We start from the raw sequence: 2,994 nt of genomic DNA, 5'->3' as shown, positions 1-2,994 counted from the left end.
TTGTGCTGCTTGCGATAAACCGAGCGCAGCAGTTCGGCTTCCTCGCGCATCACGGGTTCTTCTGGCAAAACATCCAACCCCGCTGCGGCTACTTTCCCCTCGGCTAGAGCGTGAAGCAAAGCTTGAACATCTACTAAACTACCGCGAGAAGTGTTGATTAAGACTACACCATCCTTCATCATGGCGAACTGCCCGGTAGAGAGTAGATGATATGTCTTTTCGTTGGCTGGAACGTGGAGGGTAATAATATCAGCAGTGGATAGGAGTTCCTCCATTGCAACATAACGAAACCCTAGCTGCGATGTCAGCTCTTGTTTTTGCTTCACATCAAAAGCGATAACCTCCAGCCGAAATCCTTTAGCAATTTCAATCACGCATTGCCCGATGTTACCCGTACCAATTACCCCCAATTTTTTGCCCTGCAGATCGAAGCCCCGCAGCCCTTCCAAGGAAAAATCTCCTTTACGGGTGCGATCGCTCGCTTCGGGAATTTTATGGCTAATCGCTAGTAGCAAGGCAAAAACGTGTTCAGCAACGGTATTCTCTCCGTAGGTCGGGACGTTACAAATTGTCACGCCATGCTGTTGACAATAGTCTGCGTCGATGCGATCATAACCAGTGGAACGAGTAGCAATTAACTTGAGATGGGGAAGCTGTTTGAGGACAGCAGCACTGATATCTGAATAGATAAAGGTTGAGATGACATTAGCATCGGCATATTGACTAGCATTCTCGTCGGTTAGCAGCTCTTGCACGTACTTTACTTCATGCCCATTGCTCAGATCCCTAAAGGTCTCTCGTTCCCATACTTCAACTTCAAAAACAACAATTTTCATGATTTCATCTCCTATGTACCCTAATCTGTAGAACCAGTTTGCAGAGATTGCTCTTCAACGGGATTCCATTTTGTATGAAAGATACCTGGCTTATCAATGCGTTCGTAAGTATGGGAACCAAAGTAGTCGCGTTGAGCTTGAATGAGATTGTGCGGCAGGCGATCGCGCCGATAGGTGTTAAAGTATGCCAGGGAACCACTGAACGCTGGAATGGGAATATCTAGTTGTGCTGCTAATGCTATGACTTCACGCCAAGCAGGTAGCCGAGGTAGAATTGCTTTTTTAAAATGAGGTGTCAAAAGTAGATTGCCTAAATCCGGCTGTTGTGCAAAAGCGGACTGGATATAATCTAAACACTTAGCCCGAATAATACAGCCTCCCTTCCAAATCCGAGCTGCCTCACTTAGACTGTAGTTATAGCCGTAAGCTTTTGAGGCTGCATCCAACAATTCCATGCCCTCAGCATAAGAACAGATTTGAGCGCAGTACAGTGCATCCCGCAGCTTATTAGTAAAGGCTTGAGCGTCTCCCTGATACTTTTTGGGAGGCATACCGTTGAGAACTTCAGATGCTACTAAGCGCTCTTGTTTGAAAGCAGACATTACACGGGCGCCATCGGTGAGAGGTTAAGGTAATTACACTTTTGTCAAGAGGGTGCAGGGAAAGGGGACAAATCCAGTTTGGAGACTGGCTTTCGGAGATATTTAACCACGCCTAAGTCTTGATTCTCTGGGGCAGCTAAATATTTAATCGGGTCATTGGCTTTGCCTTTGTCATTTGCGACACTAAAATGGTACAAACCGCGAAATATCATCTCCAAAGAAATGCGGTCAAATGGCAGAGATAATTCGTCTGCAACCGCATCTCCCAAGTCAACCAAAACAGAATAGAATAACCAAGTAGCCCAGACTTGTAGCTTGATACCATTAATAGAACCAGTCCATAAATAAGATAGACTAAGCAGGCGTTTTACTATGTAAAATGCTTCTTCAACTCTCCATCTCCGGCGATATAAATCTGCGACAACGTAAGGAGGTAATATTAGAGGATCGAGGACAGAAGTAATATAAGAATAGCTAGTTTTCCCAATTTTTATCTCGATTAAACGTAAATTCAGTACTGGTGCACCACCACGACCAGTACCAAGTTGAATCAATCGGTCTTTAATAGAATGGTCATAGGTAAAAATCTTTATATATTTAATAGATGCTTTGGCTTTTAAACGAGTAATAAAATGGACTTCTTGATTAATCAGTTGTTGTAAAAACTGGAAATGATAGAAACCTCTGTCAAGTAAAATTAAAGTCTTAGCAGCCACTAATTTTAGTAATGCATCTTCTCCCAAAGGGAGACGCTACGCGAACAAAATTTGTGTCAGAAGCAGCAGGATTAGTGTGAAACCAAACTTCGACAGGTAAACGAGTAACTAAATCAATAACTGTACAAATCTTACCAGCAAGTTGCCCTGTTTTCATATTTTCCAGGCTTTTCAGCTTCCGAAATAGAGCTTCTAATGTAGACCCATCAGCTATCCATATTCGTTCAAAATTACAGAGTGCAAATTTAACACTATCTGGCAATGGTCGCTTTTGTCTTTGTTGCCAATTCCGTTGTAATTGAGGTAGTAAATCTTTAAAGACACGTTCAAATAATTCAGAGGGGAAAACTAAAAATCTTTCGGAAAGTGATTGTTGTGCAACTTTGGTAACATCACACCATAAGAAACCTTCTCTTGCTAAGAGACGATTTAACTCTTGAACGCCAGGAACTTGTCGCCACAGCAGTGTTAAAACTGCTGCCACCATAAATGATAAATTCAGAATTCTATCTCGTAATCCTAACTGCTTATAGTATTTTTGTTGGGCAAAAATTGCTGGGGTTAATAGAGCTTCTAAATGATTGGCAATCGCTTCATTATCTATAGTAGGAGTATTATGTCGTTGTGCGTGGTCAGAGTTGACTTTTGGACGCTTTGGCATAGTAGTAAACCAAACTTTTCATTACCTCGTTTGATAATTGAATTTACCTAAGAATGAAGCCCATTTTTGACAAAGTTATTCTCTCGTTACAATACTGTTTCATATCCTATTTTAATTTGTGAAAGACCTTAAAAATAATGATAATCAAATAGAGGGGGAGGAGGCGAGCGTCGCGCGCC

1 protein-coding gene and 2 pseudogenes are annotated in these 2,994 nt (G+C 42.1%); all 3 read right to left on the bottom strand.

Going from position 1 to position 2,994, the window contains the following annotated elements; all coding sequences use genetic code 11:
- Positions 1-836 (bottom strand): NAD(P)-dependent oxidoreductase (locus ACEW80_RS22650; RefSeq protein WP_373528752.1); only part of this gene is annotated, 836 nt, incomplete at its 3' end.
- A 20-nt stretch (positions 837-856) separates the two neighbouring features.
- A pseudogene (locus ACEW80_RS22645) lies at positions 857-1,447 on the bottom strand (NADP-dependent phosphogluconate dehydrogenase); the annotation flags it as partial.
- A gap of 47 nt (positions 1,448-1,494) precedes the next feature.
- A pseudogene (locus ACEW80_RS22640) lies at positions 1,495-2,815 on the bottom strand (IS4 family transposase); the annotation flags it as partial.
- Positions 2,816-2,994 lie beyond the last annotated feature (179 nt).

Source organism: Nostoc sp., from assembly GCF_041747015.1.
Lineage (GTDB): Bacteria > Cyanobacteriota > Cyanobacteriia > Cyanobacteriales > Nostocaceae > Nostoc.
The sequence above is the reverse complement of the archived record's forward strand: the minus strand, read 5'-3'. Positions and strand labels throughout refer to the sequence as shown.